Source organism: Variovorax sp. AB1(2024), from assembly GCF_037482385.2.
Lineage (GTDB): Bacteria > Pseudomonadota > Gammaproteobacteria > Burkholderiales > Burkholderiaceae_C > Variovorax.
This window is the reverse complement of record NZ_JBBHKP020000001.1, coordinates 5,668,862-5,688,127: the sequence shown is the minus strand read 5'-3', so window position 1 is coordinate 5,688,127 and position 19,266 is coordinate 5,668,862. Positions and strand designations below refer to the sequence as shown.

General features: G+C 69.5%; 19 protein-coding genes. 4 read left to right on the top strand and 15 right to left on the bottom strand.

From position 1 onward, the window contains the following. Window positions 1–20: 20 nt before the first annotated feature. Together WIX39_RS26820 and WIX39_RS26815 are read right to left on the bottom strand one after the other, a co-directional pair. On the bottom strand, window positions 21–386 hold the full coding sequence (locus WIX39_RS26820) for an alpha/beta hydrolase (protein WP_106936869.1): 366 nt from the start codon (window positions 384–386) through the stop codon (window positions 21–23). Between the two features lie 117 nt (window positions 387–503). Next, on the bottom strand, window positions 504–2,165 hold the full coding sequence (locus WIX39_RS26815) for an adenylate/guanylate cyclase domain-containing protein (protein WP_409196292.1): 1,662 nt from the start codon (window positions 2,163–2,165) through the stop codon (window positions 504–506). Between the two features lie 65 nt (window positions 2,166–2,230). On the opposite strand from WIX39_RS26815, the gene WIX39_RS26810 reads away from it, so the two are divergent. Then, entirely contained in the window at window positions 2,231–2,959 is a 729-nt protein-coding gene (locus WIX39_RS26810) for a Crp/Fnr family transcriptional regulator (protein WP_409196291.1), read from the top strand. Window positions 2,960–2,971: 12 nt separating this feature from the next. Here the strand turns inward: WIX39_RS26810 and WIX39_RS26805 are convergent, their stop codons facing one another. Together WIX39_RS26805 and WIX39_RS26800 are read right to left on the bottom strand one after the other, a co-directional pair. Continuing rightward, a complete protein-coding gene (locus WIX39_RS26805) occupies window positions 2,972–3,445 on the bottom strand; it encodes a DoxX family protein (protein ID WP_409196290.1) in 474 nt (157 codons plus the stop codon). 115 nt (window positions 3,446–3,560) lie between these two features. Then, entirely contained in the window at window positions 3,561–4,490 is a 930-nt protein-coding gene (locus tag WIX39_RS26800; protein ID WP_409196289.1) for a LysR family transcriptional regulator, read from the bottom strand. 167 nt (window positions 4,491–4,657) lie between these two features. On the opposite strand from WIX39_RS26800, the gene WIX39_RS26795 reads away from it, so the two are divergent. Next, entirely contained in the window at window positions 4,658–5,503 is an 846-nt protein-coding gene (locus WIX39_RS26795) for an intradiol ring-cleavage dioxygenase (protein WP_409196288.1), read from the top strand. Window positions 5,504–5,596: 93 nt separating this feature from the next. Then, a complete protein-coding gene (locus WIX39_RS26790; RefSeq protein WP_409196287.1) occupies window positions 5,597–6,355 on the top strand; it encodes a sulfite exporter TauE/SafE family protein in 759 nt (252 codons plus the stop codon). Between the two features lie 18 nt (window positions 6,356–6,373). On the opposite strand, the gene WIX39_RS26785 is transcribed toward WIX39_RS26790, so the two are convergent. From WIX39_RS26785 to WIX39_RS26770, 4 genes are all read right to left on the bottom strand, one after another. Beyond that, a complete protein-coding gene (locus WIX39_RS26785) occupies window positions 6,374–6,733 on the bottom strand; it encodes a DUF1428 domain-containing protein (protein ID WP_081269953.1) in 360 nt (119 codons plus the stop codon). Between the two features lie 70 nt (window positions 6,734–6,803). After that, window positions 6,804–8,273 carry a DHA2 family efflux MFS transporter permease subunit gene (locus WIX39_RS26780; RefSeq protein WP_409196286.1) on the bottom strand — a complete coding sequence of 490 codons (1,470 nt, stop codon included), beginning with the start codon at window positions 8,271–8,273 and terminating at the stop codon, window positions 6,804–6,806. 5 nt (window positions 8,274–8,278) lie between these two features. After that, window positions 8,279–8,698: a VOC family protein gene (locus WIX39_RS26775; protein WP_409196285.1), complete on the bottom strand. Its 420-nt coding sequence runs from the start codon at window positions 8,696–8,698 to the stop codon at window positions 8,279–8,281. Between the two features lie 123 nt (window positions 8,699–8,821). Beyond that, window positions 8,822–9,265, bottom strand: a complete 444-nt coding sequence (locus WIX39_RS26770) for a VOC family protein (RefSeq protein ID WP_081269951.1) — start codon at window positions 9,263–9,265, stop codon at window positions 8,822–8,824. 132 nt (window positions 9,266–9,397) lie between these two features. Between WIX39_RS26770 and WIX39_RS26765 the strand changes: the two genes are divergently transcribed. Then, window positions 9,398–10,051 carry a TetR/AcrR family transcriptional regulator gene (locus tag WIX39_RS26765; protein ID WP_106936876.1) on the top strand — a complete coding sequence of 218 codons (654 nt, stop codon included), beginning with the start codon at window positions 9,398–9,400 and terminating at the stop codon, window positions 10,049–10,051. Window positions 10,052–10,065: 14 nt separating this feature from the next. Here WIX39_RS26765 and WIX39_RS26760 read toward each other — a convergent pair whose 3' ends face one another. The 7 genes from WIX39_RS26760 to WIX39_RS26730 all read right to left on the bottom strand — a co-directional run bounded on the left by WIX39_RS26760 (window position 10,066) and on the right by WIX39_RS26730 (window position 19,251). After that, window positions 10,066–10,557, bottom strand: a complete 492-nt coding sequence (locus WIX39_RS26760; RefSeq protein WP_081269949.1) for a MarR family winged helix-turn-helix transcriptional regulator — start codon at window positions 10,555–10,557, stop codon at window positions 10,066–10,068. Between the two features lie 35 nt (window positions 10,558–10,592). Further along, on the bottom strand, window positions 10,593–12,338 hold the full coding sequence (locus WIX39_RS26755) for an acyl-CoA dehydrogenase family protein (RefSeq protein WP_106936877.1): 1,746 nt from the start codon (window positions 12,336–12,338) through the stop codon (window positions 10,593–10,595). 14 nt (window positions 12,339–12,352) lie between these two features. Continuing rightward, on the bottom strand, window positions 12,353–14,089 hold the full coding sequence (locus WIX39_RS26750) for a tannase/feruloyl esterase family alpha/beta hydrolase (RefSeq protein ID WP_106936878.1): 1,737 nt from the start codon (window positions 14,087–14,089) through the stop codon (window positions 12,353–12,355). A 53-nt stretch (window positions 14,090–14,142) separates the two neighbouring features. Next, entirely contained in the window at window positions 14,143–14,877 is a 735-nt protein-coding gene (locus WIX39_RS26745) for an ABC transporter ATP-binding protein (RefSeq protein ID WP_081269946.1), read from the bottom strand. A gap of 1 nt (window position 14,878) precedes the next feature. Further along, a complete protein-coding gene (locus WIX39_RS26740; RefSeq protein ID WP_081269945.1) occupies window positions 14,879–16,690 on the bottom strand; it encodes a branched-chain amino acid ABC transporter ATP-binding protein/permease in 1,812 nt (603 codons plus the stop codon). Window positions 16,691–17,042: 352 nt separating this feature from the next. After that, window positions 17,043–18,083, bottom strand: a complete 1,041-nt coding sequence (locus WIX39_RS26735; protein ID WP_081269944.1) for a branched-chain amino acid ABC transporter permease — start codon at window positions 18,081–18,083, stop codon at window positions 17,043–17,045. A 31-nt stretch (window positions 18,084–18,114) separates the two neighbouring features. Next, entirely contained in the window at window positions 18,115–19,251 is a 1,137-nt protein-coding gene (locus WIX39_RS26730) for an ABC transporter substrate-binding protein (protein WP_081269943.1), read from the bottom strand. Window positions 19,252–19,266: the final 15 nt, after the last annotated feature.

Sequence of the window (19,266 nt, the reverse complement as noted above, 5' to 3'; positions counted from 1 at the left end):
GGGCAGGGCCGCGTGCGGTTTTACAGGCCGGCCTGGCGGGTGAAGGACACGCTGGGCTTCTTGTAGGCCTGCGGCACTTCGTCGCGGTAGAAGGCGCGGCGGTCCAGGCTTTGCAGCGGGTTGTGCGCGGCGGCCACGGCCTGGTCGCGGACCGTGCCGCGGTCGAGCGTGGAATTGAAAGCCACGGCGCCTTCGGCGGCGGTGTCCGAATAGGCGTTGCCTTCGCGCGTGGCGGCCACGGCTTCGGCCTTCACGTCGGCGCGGCTGGCGGACGAGGTGATGGCATGCACGCCCTCATAGGTTTCTGCATGTGCCGCGCCGGCGGCGCCCAGCAGGGCGAAGGCGGCGGCAAAAGCGGAAGCGGCGATGCGTTGCTTGGTGTTCATGGTGATAGTCCCTTCGGTTCACTGTGTGGGCGGCGGACATTCGTCGTTGCCACAAGCTGAAGTGTGAAACCGCCGTGCGGTTTGCGATGTGCGTTTGCGCACCGCATTCGGCAACTGCTACGCGCAGACGGCACCGGTGGATGCGTAGAGCACCGCAAGAGGTTCGGAGCGCCCGCGCACCGCGAGCGTTTCAGGCGTGCCCAGGGTGTGCGCCACGCCCGCCTGCTCGGCCGCGAACAGCGAGACGACGAGGCGCGACGCCGCCGTCTTCGAGTGGTCCTGCAGCCGGCTCGCCGTGTTCACCACTTCGCCGATGGCGGTGAAGGTGGTGGTTTCCAGGTAGCCTACTTCGCCGACCGCGGCGCGGCCCGCATGCAGGCCCATGCCGAACTCCAGCCGCTGGCCGAACTGCGCCTCGAAGCCCTTGCTCCATGCGTCCATGCGCTCGCCGATCAGCTCGGTCGCGCGCAGCGCTTGCCTGCAGGCGGTCGGCAGGTCGCAGTCGAGCCCGAAGATGGCCATCACGCTGTCGCCGATGAACTGGTTGGGCACGCCGCCGCTCTCGCGCACGGCCGCGCCGACGGTGGCGAAGTAGCGGTCGAGCACATAGGCCAGGTCGAAAGGCCACTGCCGCTCCGACAGGCCCGACCAGCGCCGCAGGTCGACGAACAGGATCGCCACGTCGCGCTCGCGCCCGAAGCTGCCGACCGGCGCGGGCCGGCCTTCGTTGGGCAGCGGCGCGAACAGCGGCGTTACCTCGATGTCGCCGCGCGGGCGCAGCTGGCAGGCCAGCCGCACGTCGGCGGGCGCGCGCACGCGCTCCAGCGTGCGTTGCTCGTCGCGGCCCGCCTCGCCGATGTGCTCCGCCGGGCCGGCCACGCGCACCCGGCAGGTCGAGCAGCGCGCCCGGCCGCCGCAGATCGACAGGTGGTCGATGCCGTGCGAGCGGCTCGCCTCCAGCACGCTCCAGCCGCGCGGCACCTGCACCGTGCGGTCGGGATAGCGCAGCGTGATCGACGGCTGTCGCGACCAGCGCGCGAAAGCGTTGCGCCCCCAGCGCGCCAGCAGCAGCAGGGCGAGCGCCAGTCCGTAGAACCACTTGATGCTGTCTTCGGCCGTGCCGAGCGCCTTGCCCTGCTCGGCCGTGGGCAGCACGACGGGCGGCACGCCGGTCCACTGGAACTCCCGGCCCATCGACACGAAGCCCATCGCCGCCGTCAGCGGCAGCGTCACGGCCACGGCCAGCAGCAGGTAGGAAAAGCGCCGGTACGCCGGCTGCGCCCGCAGCGCGAAATGCAGGCCGAGGCAGCCGTGGGTCCAGGCCGCCAGCATCATCACCAGTTGCGCGGCCGCGCCCTGCCAGTCCCACAGGCCCCAGACCACCCGCACGTACGAGCCCTCGATGCCGTAGGCCAGGTAGGCGCCGCGCATGGCGGTGAGGTGGGTGGCCAGCAGCAGCGGCAGCGCAAAGCCCAGCAGCACCCGCAGGCCCTCCAGCGGCGGCATGCGCAGGGTGCGGCGCTCCCACAGCGCGACCACGGCCAGCACGAGGTGGGTGCCGGCGGCGCCGTACAGCAGCGCGGTGCCGGGCAGGCTGTGCCAGAACTTCTGCACGCCGCGCAGCACGGTTTCGGCGGCGGCAAACGAATAGATGCCGAGCGAATGGTTCAGCAGGTGAACCGTGATGTAGGCCATCAGCACCAGCCCGCTCGCCCAGCGGAGATTGCGCCGTGTCGGCGTTCTCGGGGAAAAGTGCGGTTGGGGGGAACGTCTGTCCATGAACGGGTTCGAAGCGGCTCCCGAGCATAATCCGCGCGCTCATCCCCTTGACCACAGACCCCGGCATGGACAAACCAGACCCTGTCCCGCGTTCCAGCCTCGCACTGCGCCAGATCGCGCTGCTCGAAGGCCTCTCCGACCAGCGGCTGGACCTGCTGGCCCGGCAATGCCTGTGGCACAGCGTGGAAGCCGGCAAGCCCCTGCTGCTGCGCGCCGAGCAGCAGGGCGAGGTGTTCCTGCTGGTCTCGGGCCGGGTGCGGGTGACGACCTATTCGGCCAACGGCCGGCAGGTGACCTTCCGCGACTCGGAGGCCGGGGAGCATTTCGGCGACATCGCCGCCATCGACGGCGGTCCGCGCTCGGCCGACGTCGTCACCCTTGCGCCCAGCGTGGTCGCCAGCCTGGACCGTGCCGCCTTCATGGCCCTGCTGCGCGACGAGCCGCTGGTGGCCGAGCGGGTGATGCTGCGGCTGGCCTCGCTGGTGCGGCAGCTGTCCGAACGGGTCATCGACCTGAGCACCCTGGGCGTGCAGAACCGGCTGCATGCCGAGCTGCTGCGCCTGGCCCGTGCCGCCGGCGCGCATGGCGGGGACGCCAACCAGGCCCGGCTGGACCCCGCGCCCAAGCATGCGGCGCTGGCCAGCCAGATCAGCACCAACCGCGAGCAGGTCACCCGCGAACTCAACGTGCTGGTGCGCAGCGGCGTGCTGCGCAAGGACGACAAGGCCCTGCTGGTGGCCGACATCGCCCGCCTCGAGGCGATGGTCTCGCAGGTGCGGGGCGACGCCGGCTGAACCGGCCGGCCGTCAGTTGAAGCGGCCGTTGCGGCCGCCGATGCTGAAGCGGCCGGCGCCCAGCAGCACCACCGTCAGTGCGCCGAACAGGTACAGGCCCTGCAGTTCCAGCGCCCAGCCGCCCTGCTTGGTCAGCGCGAACAGGTCGGCCATGTGCACGAGGCCGAAAGCCACCAGCATGTTGATCACCACCACGCCGGCGGCGGCGCGGGTGAAGAGGCCCGCGATCATCAGCAGCGGCGCGACGATTTCGCCGACGTACACCAGGTAGGCGATGCCGCCCGGCAGCCCGGCCTTGGCCAGCATGCCCGCGATGAAGCCGACGCCCGCCGACAGCTTGAAGACGCCGTGCAGCAGCACCAGGAAGCCGACCGTCACGCGGATCAGCAGCTTGCCGGAGTCGTCCAGCGTGGTGGGGGAGACGGCGGAAAGCGGCGATGCGATCGGCGCACGCGGGGTGTTGGCGGCTGCGGCGTGGGTGTTCATGGCGGATCCTTGGAAATTGAAGGCCGCCGCGAAATGCGACGGGTGCGCCGCCAGTGTGCGCAGCCGCCGGAAAGCGGGATGTGCGTAAACGCACATGTTTTGCCGCAAAGCCGACTCAGCGCGCGCCGAAATGGCTGGTCCACTTGCGTTCGTAGTCCATCTTCGCGAAATGCGCCGCCATGAAGTCGATGAAGCTGCGCACCTTGGCCGACAGGTGCTTGCGGCTCGGGTACGCCAGGTTGATGGTCAGGTGCGGCAGGTCCCAGTCGTCCAGCGCGGGCACCAGCCGGCCGGCCACGACGTCGTCGTAGACGATGTAGGTCGGCTGCACCAGGATGCCCATGCCGTCGAGCGCGGCGGCGCGCAGCACCTGGCCGTCGTTCGACTCGAGCAGCCCTGTGACCGACACCGTGCGCGTCTCGCCCCGGCGGCTGAAGCGCAGCTCGTTCGGGTTGTTGGCGTGGGTGTAGATCAGCAGCTTGTGCCGCGCGAGTTCTTCCAGCGTCTTCGGAAAGCCGTGCTGCGCAAAGTAGCGCGGCGACGCCACCAGGATGCGCCGCGTCTCGCCCAGCCGGCGGATCGTGACGTTCGAGTCGGGCTCGAACTCACGCGTGCGGATCGCCACGTCGATGTTGTTGTCGATCAGGTCGAAGTACCGGTTGGCGGCTTCCACATGCACCGTCACGCCTGGATAGCGCTGGGTGTATTCGCGCAGCAGCGGCGCGATGTGGTGGATGGAGAACGACAGCGACGCCGTCACCCGCAGCGTGCCGGTCGGGTTGAACGCGGTGGCGTTGACCGTCGATTCCGCATCCGCCAGGTCGCTCAGGATGGCGCGGGCGCGGCCGCAGAACTCGCGGCCTGTGTCGGTCAGGTAGAGCCGGCGGGTGTTGCGCTCCACCAGCCGCGCGCCCAGGCGGTCCTCCAGCGCACTCAGGTGCCGGCTCGCGGCGGCGTTGGAAAGGCCCAGCGCCTCGGCCGCCCGGCTCAGGCTGCCGGCATCGGCGATCTGCACGAGCAGGGCGATTTCGGTCCAGCGGTCCATGGGGCGGTGTCTCCGGGGCTTGTCTTCTGTGTGTTCGGACGATTTTGGCGCAGCGGCGTTGCGACCGTTCCGCTGGGCGGAAAAATCATTTGCGCCCGGCGGCTTTCGGCGCGGCGGCGCGCAGCCTAAAGTGCGCCGTACCTACGAGACGACATGGAGACACCACGATGCGCAACCTCAACCAGGACAACATCACGCAGGCCGTGCTTGCGCGCTTCGCCGACACGCCCGACCCTCGCCTGCGCGAGATCATGACCAGCCTGGTGCAGCACCTGCACGCCTTTGCGCGCGAGGTGAAGCTCACCGAGGAAGAGTGGTTCCAGGGCATCCAGTACCTCACGGCCACCGGCCAGAAGTGCGACGACAAGCGGCAGGAATTCATCCTGCTGTCGGACGTGCTGGGCCTGTCGATGCTCACCATCGCGATGAACAACGACAAGCCCGCGGGCTGCACCGAGGCCACGGTGTTCGGCCCCTTCTACTTCGACGGCGCTCCCGAGTACGAGCATGGCGACGACGTGGCCAACGGCGCCGAGGGCGAGCCCTGCGACGTGCATGCCACCGTGCGCGGGCTCGGCGGCGAGCCGGTGTCCGGCGCGGTCGTCGATGTTTGGCAGGCCGACGCCGGCGGCCACTACGACGTGCAGCACGCCGGGCTCGACCATGCGGAGAACCGTGGCACGCTGCGCACCGGGCCAGACGGCTCGCTGCATTTCCGCAGCGTGGTGGCGGTGGCGTACCCGATCCCGGTCGACGGGCCGGTGGGCGACCTGCTGCGCGCGACGAAGCGCCACCCCTGGCGGCCCGCGCACCTGCACTTCAAGATAGAAGCACCGGGCTACGAGCGGCTCATCACGCACGTGTTCCGCGACGGCGACGAATGGCTGGACTCCGACGCCGTGTTCGCGGTGCGCCAGTCGCTGGTCGCGCCGTGGAAGAAGCAGGACAACGGCCGCTGGCGCCTGGACTTCGACTTCGTTCTCAATCCGCTGAAGCAGCCGGCCCGGCAGTAGGAGGCGAGGCCGGCGGCGCCGGGCGCGATTCGCGCCATCCTGCTACCCTCGGAAGGCCCGCCCGCATGGCGGGTTTTCTTTTGCCTTCCGCCCATGGTTTTCCCCCTGATCACCGACCCGCATTTCTATGCGGTCGCCATTCCCGCCGTGCTGCTGCTCGGCATCAGCAAGAGCGGCTTCGGCGCCGGCTTCGGGTCGCTCGCGGTGCCGATGATGGCGCTGGCCGTCACCGTGCCGCAGGCAGCCGCCATCCTGATGCCGCTGTTGCTGCTGATGGACGTGCTGGGCCTGGCCGCGTTCCGGCGCGACTTCGACCGCTCGCTGCTCAAGTTCCTGATTCCGTTCGGCCTGCTGGGCACGGTGATCGGCACGCTGCTGTTTCGCATGCTGCCGGCGCACACGGTGGCGGGCATCGTCGGCGTGTTCACGCTGCTGTTCCTGGCGCAGCGCCTGCTGTTTCCGCCCAAGCCCGACGACCCGCTGCCCTCGCGCCGCGTGGGCGCGGTGCTGACCACGGTGTCGGGCTTCACCAGCTTCATCGCGCATGCGGGCGGCCCGCCCATCAACGCCTACGTGATTCCGCTGCGGCTCAAGCCCGTGATCTTCACGGCCACCATGGCGTATTTCTTCTTCGTGGTGAACCTCAGCAAGTGGATTCCCTACGCCTGGCTGGGCCTCATCGACTTGCGCACGCTGGCCACTTCGCTGGTGCTGATGCCGATCGCGCCGTTCGGCGTGTGGGTCGGCATACGCATCGCGCGGCGCATCGACGCGACCTGGTTCTATCGCTTCGTGTACCTGGGCATGCTGCTCACGGGCCTGAAGCTCGTCTACGACGGATTCATCGCCTGAGGCCCGCGCGGCGGCCCGTCAGAACTCGACGATCGACTTGAAGCCGCCGAAGATCATGCGCCTGGCGTCGAAGGGCATGGTCTTCGGGTCCATCGATGCGATGCGCGGGTCGGCCATCACCTTGGCGTTCACCGTGTCGCGGTGCTTGCGCGACTTGTAGGTGATCCACGAGAAGGCCACGGTCTCGTCGGCCTTCTGCTTCACGCTCTGTGGAAACGAGGTGAGCTTGCCGGGCTTCACGTCGTCGGCGATGCACTCGACGTATTCGAGCGCGCCGTATTCCATCCAGACCTTGCCGGCCTTGCGCGCCAGCTTGCGGTAGGCCTCTACGTTGGCACTGGGAACGGCGACGATGAAACCGTCTACATAACGAGCCATGGAAGTTCTCCTGAACAAAGAGTGGAACCGTTGAAGGAAAAATACCGGCGGCTGCATGTGGCCTCCTGGCTCACGATGCCGCCGATCCGCGGGGTGCCGCTTCTTCTTCGTTTTTGTTGTCCTGCATCTGCCCCGGCATGATGGATCGAAGCAGCAACGCCCCGATCAGGCCCGCCGCCGCCGCGAACACGGCGCCGACGAGAAACGCAAGGTTGTAGCCGCCGGTGAGCGCCAGCGGCATCTGCGCGCCGGCGGCTTCCATCGAGGCGGTGCGCGCCGCCGCGGCGCTGGCAAGCACGGCCAGGCCCAGGGCGCCGCCCATCATGAAGGCGGTGTTGACCACGCCCGAGGCCAGGCCCGAATCGGACGGGCTCACCTCGCTCATGGCCGCCAGCAGCACCGGGTTGAACGCCATGCCCGCGCCCAGGCCGAGCAGCATCATGCCGGGCAGCACGTCGACCACGAAGCTGCCGTTGACCGGTGCCCGCGCGAACAGCGCCAGCCCGATGGCCGCGAGCCACAGCCCCACCGCCAGCGGCTTGCGGATGCCGAAGCGCATCACGATTTTTGCCGACAGGCCCAGCGAGAACACCGCCATGATGATGTTGGCCGGCAGGAAGGCCAGGCCGATCTGCATCGGCGTGTACTGCAGCACCAGCTGCATGTAGAGCGCCGAGATGAAGAACCACGCGAACATGGCGGCCGCCCACAGCACGCCCACCACGTTGGCCACCGACACGCTGCGCAGCCGGAACAGGCCCAGCGGCATCAGCGGATGCTGCACGCGCGCCTCGATGGCGATGAAAACCGCCAGCAGCACCACGGCCGCGCCGAGCAGGCCCACGGTCTGCGTGGAACCCCAGCCCGCTTCGTTGCCGTTGACCACGCCGTACACCGCCAGCATGAGCGACAGCGTGACCGTCACCGCGCCGGCCACGTCGAGCTTCTCGCCGTGCGCATGGCCGCGCGCGCTCGGCAGCAGCGCCACGCAAAGCGCATACACCGCCACGCCGATCGGCAGGTTCACCAGGAAGATCCAGTGCCAGCTCAGCGTGCTCGTGAGCAGGCCGCCCAGCAGCACGCCGATGCTGCCGCCGCCTGCGCACACGAAGCCGTACACGCCCATGGCCTTGGCGCGCTCGGCCGGCTCGGTGAAGAGGTTCATGATGAGCGAGAGCGACACGGCCGACACCACCGCGCCGCCCAGCCCCTGCACCGCCCGGGCCGCCACCAGCAGCACCTGCGAGTTGGAGATGCCGCAGGCCAGCGAGGCCAGCGTGAACAGCACCAGGCCGATGAGGAAAAGCTTGCGGTGGCCGTACAGGTCGCCGAGCCGCCCGCCAAGCAGCAGGAAGCCGCCGAAGGTCAGCATGTAGGCGTTCACCACCCAGACCAGCGATGTCTCGGTGAAGCCGAGGTCGGTGCGGATCGAGGGCAGCGCGACGTTCACGATGGTGGTGTCCAGCACGATCATCAGCACGCCGAGGCACAGCACCATCAGCGCGAGCCAGCGCTTTCGGCTGTCGAGTGCGTCCGTCATGCGCGTCACACCAGGGGCTTGCCGCCGTTGATGAGCCAGGGCGTGCCGAAGCGGTCGGTCACCATGCCGAAGCCCTCGACCCAGAAGGTCGGGCCGAACGGCATCGTGACCTTGCCGCCCTCGGCGAAGGCGTCGAACACGCGCCGGGCTTCGGGCACCGTGTCGAGCGTGAGCGCCACGCCGAAGCCCTTCATGCCTTCGTAGGGCATGCCGGGCATGGAGTCGGAGGCCATGAGCAGGCCGTCGCCATAGGCGAGGGCGGCATGCATGATGCGGTCGGCCGCGCCGGGCGGGAACTGCTCGGCGCCGGGCGCCTGGGCCATGGTCATCATCATCTGCATCTTGCCGCCGAGCGTCTTCTCGTAGAAGCGCATGGCCTCGGCTGCATTGCCGTCGAACGTGAGGTAGGCGTTGATGGGGGACATGAGAGTTTCCTTGGTTGCTTTTGAGTGGCTGTCTCGAGGTTGGCAGGGCCCCATGAGCTTGGCGACACAGGGGCTCGGGCCATGCTTGAACCAGGTGACCCGTGACGAAAGAAAGATGCGCGGTCAGGCCGGTTGCGCCACGACCAGCAGCCAGCCCACGCCGAAGCGGTCGGTCAGCATGCCGAAGCTGGAGGTGAAGAAGGTCGGGATCAGCGGCTGCATCACCTGGCCGCCCTCGGCCAGCGCGTTGAACCACTTCACGGCTTCGGCGTCGGTGCCGGCGGTGAGGGCCAGCATGATGCCCTCGAACTTCGGCTGGCCCGAGCAGCGGCCGTCGGAGGCCATGAGCTCGGTCTCGCCGATGCGGACCACCGCGTGCATCACCTTGTCGGGCGCGGGCCCGGCACCGCCGCAACTGGCGTCGGGGTTGCCGGAAGCGGCAGGCTCGGGTGCCGGCGCGTCGGCATAGCGCATGAGCTGGATCGTTTCGGCGCCGAGCGCCTGCTTGTAGAAGCCGAGCGCTTCGTCGCAGCGGCCTTCGAACGAGAGGTAAGACTGGACTTTCATGGCGATTCCTTCTGGGGGATGAGGTGGGTCGGTGGGGCCCCGGCGTATCAGGCCGCAAACAATCGGATTACTTTGTGTACACCGTCCACAAAGAATAGCAGGGATAATGGACGGTGTCCACATGGAAGTGCAATGAAGCTCAACAACGTCCCTGAAAGCCTGCCGCCCGCCCGCAGCACCTACCGCCACGGGGACTTGCGCCGGGCACTGCTGGACGCGGGCATCGAGCTCGCACGCGACGGGGGCCCCGACGCCGTGGTGTTGCGCGAAGCCACGCGGCGCGCGGGCGTGGTGCCGAATGCCGCCTACCGGCACTTCGGCAGCCGCCAGGAACTGCTGTGGGCCGTGCGGGAGGCGGCCCTGGCCGCGGCAGCGGGTGCGATGGAAAAGGAACTGGCCGTGCTGCCCTGCGACCAGCCGCCCGCCGACTTCGCGCGCGCCCAGGTGCGCGCCATCGGCACCGCCTATCTGCGGTTCGCGCAGGCCGAGCCTGGCCTGTTCCGCACCGCGTTCGTGGTTTCCGCCGAAGGCGACGGCCAGCTCGGCCCGGGCAAGGCCGGCGCGAGCGGGCTGGACCCGTTCCAGCTGCTGGGCAAGGCCATCGACCGGCTGGTGGACGCGGGCGTGCTCGACCCGGCGCGGCGCCCGAATGCCGAATACCTCGCGTGGTCGTCGGTGCACGGTCTGGCGCTGCTCATCATCGACGGGCCACTGCGCGCCATGCCGCCCGCCGAGACCCACGCGCTGGGCCAGCGCCTCATCGACATGGTCGAGCGAGGGCTGTAGGCGCCCTCAGGCGCTCAAAGATAGATCTTCTGCAGCAGGCGGATCAGCGTCTCGCGCTCGCGCGCGGTGAGCCTGGCGCTGGCGTCGGCCTCGAGCTGCATCACGGCCTGCTCGGCCTCGCGGATCAGCGCATCGCCGGCCGGCGTGAGATACAAGCCCACCGCGCGGCCGTCGTGCGGATGGGGCCGGCGCTCGATGAGCCCGCGGCTGTCGAGCGTGGCAACCAGGCTCACCAGGTTGGGCGGCAGGATGTCCAGCGTGCTGCACAGCTGCCGCGACGTGGCGCCCGGGTTGTGCGCCAGCAGCGACAGCACCGAGAAATCGATCTGCTTGAGCCCATAGGGCGCCATGCGTTCCGCGAAGAAGTCGCTGACGATCAGCCATGCGCGGCGGGCGTTGTAGCCGACCAGGGTTTCGAGCATGCGCGCGTCGAGCCGGTCCGCCTTGCCCGGCGGCGCGATGCTCGGCTCGCTTTTCGCGGGAGCGGATTTCGAAGAGGAAGGCATGGCCCGAGCGTACCGCGTGAATGTTGCCCGGCAGCCTAGCGCGCGACAGCCTGCGGCTGCGCCGCGTGGGTCAGCGCGACCGTCTCGCAGGCCCGCTTGACGATGCCCAGCCGCATCTCGAACTCCGGCAGCGCCCAGCGCCGGAAGGCCGCCGCCACCCGTGCCCTCGCGCTGTCTTGCGGCGCCGCCGCCTCGATGCGCGCCCAGGCCCAGGCCAGCATCGTGAGCATCGCCACGCGCAGGTAGTCGTCCGCCACTTCGCAGGGTAGCGCCGGGTTGGCGTGCGCGGCCATCGCGACCGTGGTGCCCAGGTAGCGTAGCTGCGCGAGCCGGCGCTGCACGTCGGCATCGGCCTCGCGCGAGGCGTCGAGCGTGTCGCGCATCTCGAGCAGCACCGCCGACATGCCGGCGCCGCCGTCGGGCAGCACCTTGCGCACCAGCAGGTCGATGGCCTGGATCTCGTTGGTGCCCTCGTAGATCATGGTCACGCGCGAGTCGCGCACGATCTGTTCGATGCCCCATTCGCGCACGTAGCCATGCCCGCCGAACACTTGCAGGCATTCGCTCGCACCCAGAAAGGCCTGCTGCGTACACGCCGCCTTGAGCACCGGCGTGACGAACGAGCACCAGCGCTGCGCGCGCTCGCGGGCCTTCGGGTCGGCGTCGTGCGCGGCCACGTCGAGCATCAGCGCGCTGCGGTAGGCGAGGGTGCGCGCGCCGTCGATCCAGGCGCGCTGCGTGTCGAGGATGCGGCGCACCGCCGGGTGCTCGGCGATCAGGTCCGCGCTTTCGTTGCCGCGGCTCGCGGGCACGGGGCCGGGCGCGCGCATCTGGCGGCGCTCGGCGGCATAGGCGTCGGCCTTCTGCCAGGCGGCGTCGAGCAGGCCGATGCCCTGCAGCGCCACATGCAGGCGCGCCGAATTCATCATCACGAACATCGCGGCCAGCCCGCGCCCCGGCTCGCCGACCAGCCAGCCGGTGGCGTCGTCGAAGCGCATCGTGCAGGTCGGGCTGCCGTGCAGGCCCATCTTTTCCTCGATGCGTTCGCAGTGCACCGCGTTGCGCGTGCCGTCGGGCAGCAGCTTGGGCACGAGCGCCAGCGACAGGCCCTTGGGGCCGGCCGGTGCGTCGGGCAGGCGGCACAGCACCAGGTGCACGATGTTCGGCGTCAGGTCGTGCTCGCCGCCGGAAATGAAGATCTTGCCGCCGCTCACGCGCAGGCTGCCGTCGGCCTGTGGCACGGCGCGCGTGCGCACCTGGCCCAGGTCGCTGCCCGCATGCGCCTCGGTGAGGCACATGGTGGCCAGCCACTCGCCGGTCGCGATCTTCGGTACATAGCGCTGCTTCAGCTCGTCGCTGCCGTGGTGCTTGAGGCAGGCGTAGGCGCCGTGCAGCAGGCCGGGCGCCATCGTGAAGCCGTGGTTGGCGGCGGCCAGCCATTCGTAGAGCACGGCCTCGAGCACGGCGGGCAGGCCCTGTCCGCCGTCTTCGGTCGCGGCCGAAAGAGCGGGCCAGCCGCCGTCGACGAAGGCCTGGTAGGCCTCGCGAAAGCCCGGCGGGCTGGTCACTTCGCCGCCGGCAAAACGGCAGCCGGTCTCGTCGCCGGTCCGGTTCAGCGGCGCGATCACCTCGCCAACGAAGCGCCCCGCCTCCTCCAGCACCTGCGACTGCAGCGCTTCGTCAACCTCGGCGAAAGGCGCGAGCGCGGCCAGGCGCGTGGGCGCATCGAGCGCCGCGTTCAGCAGGAATCGGACATCTTCGGGGCGGGGCTTGTAATCCATGGGGGTTCGGAAATCTAGGGAGAAGGCGGCTTGCAGGCGAAGCTGCTTGCGCGCTCGGTGTCGCCGCCGGTGTATGTGGCGACTTGCGGATAGGGGCACAGCGGGCGCGTGCGCTGCGGCGACCAGCTGGCCGGCACTTCGGCGTTCGGCACGGGCGTGCCGGCACCGCGCGCGGAAGCGGTGATCGACGCGGGCGCCTTGCCCTGTTCGACCCAGTCGACCAGCGCGCTGAGCATGTCGAACTGGTCAGTGGCGGGGCCGCCCGAGCAGTGGTTCATGCCCGGCACGGGGAAGTAGCGCGCGAACGAGGATGCATCGCCGCCGTTCGCGGCCTGCACGCGCTCGTACCAGGCGGCGGTGTCGTCCGACGAGAACACCGGGTCGCTGGTGCCGTGGTAGACGATCATGCGGCCGCCCTTGTCGCGCAGCGCACCCAGGTTGGCCGCGTCCGGCGGCGTCATGAACGACAGCGCCGACTCGCGGAACACGCCGTCCGTCGCGGCGATGCGCGGCGCGTCGCGGTCCATGTCGAAGCCCAGCGCGAACGGCAGGCCCTGCGGCCGGTCGGCCAGCGGCGGCGTGCTGAAGATGAAGGCCACGGCGCCCGCGTCGCGCGTCGCCGGGCTCGCGAACTTCCATTCGCGCCAGTTGCCGCCGCTCACGCCCGCGTCGAACGGGAAGCTGCTGTAGATCGGCTGGCCCGCGCTGTTGCGCGCGCCCTTGAACACGTTGGCCAGCGCATTCTTCTGCGGCGCGCTGAGGCACATGCCGTCGCGCGTGCCTGCGGCGCAGGTGGGAACGTCGCGCTGGATGTCGAAGCGCGTTTTGCAGGCCTGCACGTTCGACACGATGCCGTCGGCCAGGCCGTCGAGCGCGTCGCAGCGCGCCAGCACCTTGTCGGCCACCAGCTTCAGCTCGGCCGGGGTGAAGGCGCTTTGCAGGTCGGGCTGGCCGGCGGGCGTCTTCGCGCTGGCCACGGCGGCGTATTGCTGCGCGCCATAGAGCTGCGCCACGGCCGCCTTCGGCAGGTTGAAACCGGGGTCGCCCGCGAGGATGCCGTCGTACTGCTGCGACGAGCGCACCGCGGCCACCATCGCATGCCGCCCGCCGTTCGAGCAGCCGCCGAAGTAGGAGCGGTCGGGGCCGCGGCCGTAGGCCTTGGCGATGAGGTTCTTCGCCATCGGCGTGAGCTGCGCGACCGCGTTGTAGCCGTAATCGAGCCGCGCCTGCGGGTCGAGCCCGAAGCGCGGGCCCATCGAACCCGCATGGCCGGCGTCTGAGCTGATGACGGCAAAACCCATCTGCAGTGCGCTGCTGCGCGGGCCGCCGCCGCCGATGCCGCCGAGCGCGGGCACCACCACGCCGTCGAGCCCGCCGTTGGCCTGGTAGAAAAAGCGGCCGTTCCATGCCACGGGCAGCCGCATCTCGAAGCCGACGGCGTAGCGCTGGTTGTCGACCGGGCTGGTGCGCTCGTTCATGCGGCCTTGCACCAGGCAGTGCGCGGGCGCCGCCATCGCGACGCCGCCGACCGTGACCATGCCGGCCGGCACGTCGGTGACGGCGGTGTAGACCGTGCCCGGCAGCGCCGCGCGCGTGGTCAGGTCGGCGCAGGCCTGCAGCGTACCGGGCCGCGCGGCGGCCAGCGGCGTATGCGGGGCGGGTGGGCGCCCCGCGCAAGCCGCGAGCAGCGTGGCAACGCCGAGCGCGCTCGCGCACAGGCCGAATGTGAAGTGGCGCCGATGTCTCGTCATGTCGTCTCCTTGCCGCGTGCGCGGCGGGTGTCTCGGTCGATCTTCTTTTCTCGTCAGGCGGCCTTGCGTGCCGCGCCCAGGTAGGTGTCGATCACGCGCGAATCGACCGCGAGCTTGCGTGCCTCGCCCTCGAGGCTCACGCTGCCCATTTCGAGCACATAGCCGTGGTCCGCCACTTCGAGCGCGGCGCGCGCGTTCTGCTCCACCAGCAGAATGGTCACGCCCGTGGCGCGCAGCGCATCGACCGTGCGGAAGATCTCCTGCACCACCAGCGGCGCCAGCCCCAGGCTGGGTTCGTCGAGCATCAGCAGCGTGGGGCGCGACATCAGCGCGCGGCCCACCGCCAGCATCTGCCGCTCGCCGCCGGAGAGCGTGCCGGCCAGCTGCGCGCGCCGCTCCTTCAGGCGCGGGAACAGCGTGTAGACCTCGTCGATGCGGTCGCGCCACTGCTTGTTGCGCAGCCGCACCTGGCGGAACGCGCCGAGCACGAGGTTGTCTTCGACCGGCATGGTGCCGAACAGCTCGCGTTTCTCCGGCACCAGCGCAATGCCGAGCATCACGCGTTCCTCGAGCGTCATCGCCGAGATGGGCTGGCCCTTGAACTCGATGACGCCCTTGGAGGGCAGCACGCCCATCAGCGCGTTGAGCAGTGTCGACTTGCCCGCGCCGTTCGGCCCGATCACGGTGACGACGCGGCCCTGGTCGGCCTGCAGGTCGATGCCGTGCAGCACCTCGGCGCGCCCGTAGCCGGCGTGCAGGTCGCGTATGCGAAGCAGGGGTGTCGTCATGTCAATGTTCCGTTCCCAGGTACGCGGCGCGCACCTTGTCGCTGTTCTGCACCTCGGCGGGCGTGCCCTCCATCAGGTGGGTGCCGAACTCCATCACCACGATGTGGTCGCAGATGTCCATCACCAGCCCCATGTCGTGCTCGACCAGCAGGATGCTCATGCCCTCGTCGCGCAATTGCCGCAGCACCTTGCCCAGCGCTTCCTTTTCCTTGTGGCGCAGGCCGGCCGCGGGCTCGTCGAGCAGCAGCAGGGCCGGGTCGGCGCACAGCGCGCGTGCGATCTCCAGCAGGCGCTGCTGGCCCATGGCCAGGTTGCCCGCCAGTTCGTGCAGGTAGTCGCCCATGCCCACGCGCCGCAGCTGACGCTCGGCCTCGCGGAACAGCGCGCGCTCTTCCTGGCGGTCGATGCGCAGCATGGCCGCGACGGCGCCCTTGCGGCCGCGCAGGTGCGCGCCCAGGGCCACGTTCTCCAGCACCGTCATGTCCGCCACCATCTTCACGTGCTGGAAGGTGCGCGACACGCCGCGCTGCGCGATCTGCCGCGCGCCCAGCCCGCCGATGGCCTCGCCGCGGAAGCGCACCGCGCCGCCCGAGAGGCCGAGCACGCCGGTGATCAGGTTGAAGGTGGTCGACTTGCCCGCGCCGTTCGGCCCGATCAGGCCGACGATCTGGCCGGCGCGCGTCTGGAAGCTGATGTCGTTCACCGCCACCAGCCCGCCGAAGGTCTTGCGGATGGCCTGCACGTCGAGCACCACATCGCCTGCGGCCGGCTTGGCGCGCGCGGGCAGGTCCCTGGCGTGCTGCCAGTCGACGCTGCGGCGCGGGCGCGGCAGGCGCCGGTCGACGAAGGCCCAGAGGCCCTCGGGCAGGTACTTGAGCACCAGCACGATCATGATGCCGAACACGATCAGCTCGTAGCTGCCGGCCGTGCCGATGAGCTTGGGCAGCAGCACCTGCAGCTGGTCTTCGAGCAGCTTGACCACGCCCGCGCCGGCAATGGCGCCCCACACGTGGGCCGCGCCGCCGAGCACCGCCATGAACAGGTACTCGATGCCCATCTTCAGCCCGAAGGGCGAGGGGTTCACCGTGCGCTGGAAGTGCGCGAACAGCCAGCCAGAGATGGAGGCCAGCATGGCCGCCAGCACGAAGATGCCGATCTTGAAGCGCAGCGTGTTCACGCCCATGGCCTCGGCCATCTGCGAGCCGCCGGCCAGGGAGCGAATGGCGCGGCCGCTGCGCGAGTCGAGCAGGCGTATCACCGCGAATGCCGCGACGATCGCGATGACCCAGACCACGCCGTAGAAGAACCGCTGCTGGCCGAACTCGAAGCCGAACAGCGACAGGCCCTTGACGCCCAGGATGCCGTCGTACTTGCCCAGCGCGTCGAGGTTGCCCATCAGGTAGTACAGCGACAGCGCCCAGGCGATGGTGGCCAGCGGCAGGTAGTGGCCCGACATGCGCAGCGTGATGGCGCCGATGATCGAGGCGCTGACGCCGGTGAGCGCCAGCCCGATGAAGAGCGTGACCCAGGGCGACAGCCCCGTGTTCACCGTCAGGTAGGCCGTGGTGTACGCACCGATGCCGACGAAGGCGGCCTGCCCGAACGAGGTGAGGCCGCCCACGCCGGTGAGCAGCACGAGGCCCAGCACCGGCAGGGTGTAGATGCCGATGTAGTTGAGCTGGATGATCCAGAAGTCGGGCAGCGGCAGGAACGGCAGCACGGCCAGCACCAGGATCAGCGCGAGCGGGCCCCAGGTGCGCAGTGCGCTCTTGTCGGGCGCCTGGGGCGGCGTTGTGTTGATTAGCGCTTCCATGTCAGTGATCCGTTGCGCGTTGTCTTTGCTTGCTTGTCGTTTTTGTCGTTGGTTTGTTCGGGGCTTGTGCACAGGCCACCGGGTACTCCCCTCCGCGAATGTCCCCCGGGGCTGCGCCCCTCCTCCTTTATTTCGCTGCGGGGAGCACCCGGCGCCCTGTGCACAGGGCACGCTGCCGGTTCGAAGCCGATCAACCAGCGCTCTGTCCAACGATCACGACGGCGGGGTGCCTTGCGCAGCGAAATAAAGGAGGAGGCCGCAGGCCGGGGGAAATTCGCGGAGCAAGGTACCCCGTCGGCGTGAGCGCGCCCCGAATGACCCATGGAGCGACAAACATGAGAAGGGATGTTCATCAGTGCTCCTCGTCCGAATGCCCGCTGCGCAAAGAACGCCACAGCAGCACCGGCAGGATGATGGTGAACACGATCACCTCCTTGAACGAGCTCGCCCAGAAAGAGCCGAAGGCCTCGATCACGCCCACCGCCAGCGCACCGATCAGCGCGCCCGGATAGCTCGCCAGGCCCGCGATCACGCCGGCGACGAAGCCCTTCAGGCCGATGAGAAAACCCGAGTCGTAGAACACCGTCGTCGTCGGCCCGATCAGGAGCCCCGACAACGCGCCGATCAGCGCCGCCATCGCGAACGTGAGCTGCCCCGCCGCCTGCGTCGAGATGCCCATCAGCCGCGCGCCGAGCCGGTTCACCGCCGTCGCGCGCAGCGCCTTGCCATACAGGCTGCGCTCGAAGAAAAGCCACAGCAGCACGATCAGCGCCGCCGACACGCCGAAGATGATCAGCGCCTGCCCGCTCACGTTCAGCGGCCCCAGCGCCATGCGCTCGTCCCAGAACGGCGGATTGCGGAAGCCCTCGGCGCCGAAGAACAGCAGGCCCAGCCCCGTCATCGCGAAATGCACGCCCACCGACACGATCAGCAGCACCAGCGAACTCGCGCCCGCCAGCGATTGGTAAGCCACCCGGTACACCAGCGGCCCGAAAGCCGTGACGATGAACACCGTGAGCAGCGCCTGCACGCCGATGGGCAGGTTGCGCGGGCCGGCCCAGGCCGACACCGCGCAGACCACGGCCGGCAGCGCGAAGGTGCGCAGCGCGGCTTTCAGCCCGGCCGCCGCGCTGCCGCTGTGGCGCCAGACGCTCACCAGGTCCATCAGCGCGGCGACGCCGGCCAGGATCAGCAGCAGCCACACCGTGCCCGGCGTCTTGCCGGTCTGGAAGATCGCCAGCGTCAGCGCGCCGTACGCCACGAATTCGCCCTGCGGGATGAAGATGACGCGGGTCACCGTGAAGACGAGCACGATGCCCATGCCCAGCAGGGCATAGATCGCGCCATTGGTGAGTCCGTCCAGCGTCAGGATGCTGGCGATCGAGAGATCCATGGCGTGTGTGTGGTGCGGCTGGAGAAAGGGTTTACTGCTCGACCTTGAACGCGCCGTTCACCACCTTGAGCATCACGCCGGTCTCGGTCGTGTAGCCCCAGTGGTCCTGCGCCGTCCAGTTGAGCACGCCGTGCGCGAGCACCGTGCGGCCCATGCCTTCGAGCGCGTCGCGCAGCGCGGCGCGGAACTCCGGCGTGCCGGGCTTGGCCTTCTTGAGCGCGACCGGAACGGCCTTCTCGAGCACCGTGAGCGCGTCGGCCGCGTGGCCGGCGAACTGGTTGCGCGAGCCGGGGCCGTAGGCCTTCTCGTAGCCCTGCACGAAGGCCACGGCTGCCGCCTTCGACGGATGGCTGTCGGGCAGCTGCTCGGCCACCGTGGCGGGGCCCGACACCACGAAGGTGCCTTCCGCGTCCTTGCCGGCGGTGCGCATCAGGTCTTGCGTGGCGGCGGCGTGCGTCTGGTAGACCTTGCCCTTGTAGCCGCGCTCCATCACCGCCTTCTGCGGCATGCCGGCGCCGCTGCCCGAGGCCACGATCAGGATCGCGTCCGGGTTGGCCGAGGTGAGCTTCAGCACCTGGCCGGTCACGCTGGTGTCGGCGCGCGCGAAGCGCTCGGTGGCGACGATCTTGATGCCGTTCTTGGCGGCTTCGGCGGTCAGCGCCTTGAGCCACAGTTCGCCGTAGGCGTCGGTGTAGCCGAGGAAGCCGACCGTCTTCACGTTCTGCTTCTTCATGTGCGCGACCACCGCATAGGCCATCACGTCGTTCGACTGCGGCAGGCGGAAGAACCACTTGTCCTTGCCCGGCGGCAGGCCGGCCGGCGCGGTCGACAGCTGCGGCGTGCCCGACTCGGCGGTCACGTCGGCCATGGGAATGGCCACCGGCGTGGCGCTGGAGCCGATGATGATGTCGGCCTTGTCCTCGGTGACCAGGCGCTGCGCGTCCTTCACGCCCGTGGTCGGGTCGGTCGCGTCGTCGAGCACCACCACCTTGAGCGTTTCGCCCGCGATGGTCTTGGGCCAGATCGCGATGCCGTTCTTCACCGGGATGCCCAGGCCCGAGGCGGGGCCGGTCAGCGGCTGCACCACGCCGATGGTGATGTCGGCATGGGCGAAGCCCGCTGCCATGAGCGCCAGCACGGCGGCGAGAGTGGTCTTCCTGAAGGTCATCGATGTCTCCTGAAT